Raw genomic sequence first — 3,016 nt, 5'->3', positions numbered from 1 at the left:
CCGTCGGTGGCCCCGGAGATCGTGCGCAGCGCGGTGAGGTGGGCGGCCAGGAGCAGGCTCTTGAGCGGCACGCCGGCGTCCGCCGCGACGGCGTCGAGGGGCAGGTCGCCGTGCGGCACGCGCGCGGTGCGGTACACGCCGTCGTCCTCGCCCGCCCACGCCGCCGGGACGGTGAACCCGGTGACCCCGTCGACCCGGTCGGCCCAGAACGCGCGGTCCTGCGCGGACTCCAGGGCGAGCAGCTCGCGGGCCACGGTGTCGGCGAAGCGGACGGCCGGCGGGGTCGCGGGCCACGCCCGGTCGGCGCGGACCGCGCGGTAGGCGTCCAGCAGCTCCGCGACCAGGGAGTTCTGGCTCCAGCCGTCGAGGATGGCGTGGACGTAGCGGAACGTCAGCCGCCACTCGCGGTCGTCGATCCGGTGGACGTGCAGCCGCAGCAGGCACGGCCGCGCCAGGTCGAACGGGCGGGCCCGGTCGGCGTCGAGGGACCCCCGCACCCGTGCGGCCTGCGTGTCGCGGTCCAGGCCGCGCAGGTCGGTGCAGTCCAGGTCGACCTCGGCCGCCGCGTGGACGCGTTGCAGCGGCGTGCCGCCGTCGGCCAGGTCGATGGAGGTCCGCAGGATCTCGTGCTTGGCCGCGAGCAGCCGCGCGGCCTCGCGCAGCGCGGGCAGGCTGAACTCGCCGTCGTCGTGCACGGGGTAGCCCAGGGTGTTGACGTACAGGCCGCGGTCGGCGCCGGCCAGCATGAGGTGCACCATGCCCGCCTGCGCCTGGGTGAGCGGGTAGGCGTCCACCACGTCGGCGGGCAGCGCGGCCCGCTGCTCCTCGTCGACCAGGGCGAACGGTGCCGTGCCGACCGCCTGGGCGGTGGTGGCGGTGGTCAGCCCGGCGGCGAGGGCGGCGACCGTCTGCCTGCGGAACAGGTCCTGGACGCTGACCTCGACGTCGTGCGCCCGCAGCAGGCCCACGGCGCGGATGGCGCGCAGCGAGTCGCCGCCGAGCTCGAAGAAGCCGCTCTCCGCGCCGACCCGCTGCGCTCCGGTGGCTTCGGCGAACACCTTGGCGACCAGGGCTTCGGCGGGGTTCCGGGGCGGGACGTGAGCGGTGCCGGCGCGGTGGGCGTCGGGGGCGGGCAGGGCCTTGCGGTCGGTCTAGCCGCTGGACGTCAGCGGCAGCGCGTCCAGCACCGTCCACACGACCGGGATCATCACCTCGGGCAGCGTCACGGCGAGGTGGTCGCGCAGGTCGGCCGGTGGTGCGCCGACCGGGACGACGTAGCCGACCAACCGGTTGTCGTGCACCGCGACGGCGGCGGCCCGGACACCGGGGTGGGTGAACAGGGCGGCTTCGACCTCGCCCAGCTCGACCCGGTTGCCGTGCAGCTTGACCTGGTGGTCGATGCGGCCGAGGTAGTCGATCGTGCCGTCCGGCAGCCAAGAGGCCAGGTCACCGGTGTGGTAGAGCCGTTCGCCCGGCGAGTCCGCGAACGGGTTGGGCACGAACCGCTCCGCCGTGAGCGCGGGCCGCCCGAGGTAGCCGCGCGCGAGCTGCACCCCGGCGATCATCAGCTCGCCCTGGCCGTCGGTCTCGTCGAACCGGTCGTCCACGACGTGCAGCCGGGTGTTGTCCACCGGGCGGCCGATGGTGACCTTCTCCCCCGGCAGACAACGCACGGCCGTCACGTCGACCGCGGCCTCCGTCGGACCGTACAGGTTGTGCAACTCGCACCCGACCGCCCGGTGGAACGACTCCGCCAAGTCGTCAGGCAGGGCCTCACCGCTGCACAACACCCGCCGCAACGGCAACACCGGCAACGACTGGTCCAGGAACACCCGCAACATCGACGGCACGAAGTGCGCCGTCGTGACGCACTGCTCGACGATGGTCCGCGCCAGGTAGACCGGATCACGATGGCCGCCGGGCTTCGCCACCACCAGGGTCGCGCCCGCCGACAACGTCCAGAAGAACTCCCACACCGACACGTCGAACCCGAACGGCGTCTTCTGCAACACCCGATCCGACACGTCCAACCCGTACTCCGACTGCGCCCACCGCAACCGGTTCACCACCGCACGGTGCTCGACCACCACACCCTTCGGACGACCCGTCGACCCCGACGTGTAGATCACGTACGCCGCATTGCCCGGACCCACCCCCGACTCCACCGGACCGCCCGACGTGCCGGTCCCGGCCACGAAGTCCCGGGTCAGCACCAGTTCCGCCCCGGAGTCCTCGACCATGAACCGCAGGCGCTCCTCCGGGTACTCCGGGTCCAGCGGCAGGTAGGCGCCACCGGCCTTCAGCACACCCAGCAACGCCACGACCAGCTCCACGCCGCGTTCCAGCCGCACGCCGACCACCGCCTCCGGGCCGACGCCGAGCGACCGCAGCCGGTGCGCCGCCCGGTTCGCCAGCGCGTCCAGCTCGGCGGCGGTCAGGGTCGTGTCCCCGACCACCAGCGGACCGAGGTCGCCCAGCAGGTCGAGCAGCGTGCCGCCGGGGTAGTCGGCCGGGTGCTCGGACCAGCGCCGCAACTGCTCCACCTCGGCCACGGTCAGCCACGGCAGGTCGGAGACGCGGGCGGCGGGGTCGTCGGTGATGCCGCCGAGCAGCGTGCGGAAGTGGCCCGCCAGCCGCTCGACGGTCGTCCGGTCGAACAGCGCGACGGGGTACTCCAGCACACCCGCCAGGGTGCCGTCCGGTTGCTCGGTGACCTCCAGGGTCAGGTCGAACTTCGCGCTGCGCCACGGGGAGTGCACCGGTTCGGCGTGCAGCCCGGCGGAGGTGAACTCGGCGCGCTCGGTGTTCTGGAAGACGAACATCGCCTGGAACAGCGGCGAGCGCGACAGGTCGCGGTCGGGGGCCAGCACGTCCACCAGCCGCTCGAACGGGGCCTCCTGGTTGGACAGCCCGTCGAGCACGTCGACCCGCACCCGGTCGAGGAAGTCGGTGAACGCGGCCGTCGGGTCGACCCGGGCCCGCAGCACCAGCGTGTTGAGGTACAGGCCGACCATGT

Annotated in this window: 2 protein-coding genes; both read right to left on the bottom strand. The window is 73.5% G+C overall.

The features are described from left to right. Positions 1-1,058, bottom strand: a 1,058-nt coding sequence (locus tag AB0G02_RS31830) for a condensation domain-containing protein (protein ID WP_360801475.1), incomplete at its 3' end; no start/stop codon positions are given. A 93-nt stretch (positions 1,059-1,151) separates the two neighbouring features. Further along, the coding region (locus AB0G02_RS31825) for an amino acid adenylation domain-containing protein (RefSeq protein ID WP_360801473.1) at positions 1,152-3,016 on the bottom strand (1,865 nt) is incomplete at its 5' end.

Origin of the sequence: Actinosynnema sp. NPDC023658 (genome assembly GCF_040639995.1) — a bacterium.
Lineage (GTDB): Bacteria > Actinomycetota > Actinomycetes > Mycobacteriales > Pseudonocardiaceae > Actinosynnema.
This window is presented reverse-complemented; position numbering and strand designations above follow the sequence as displayed.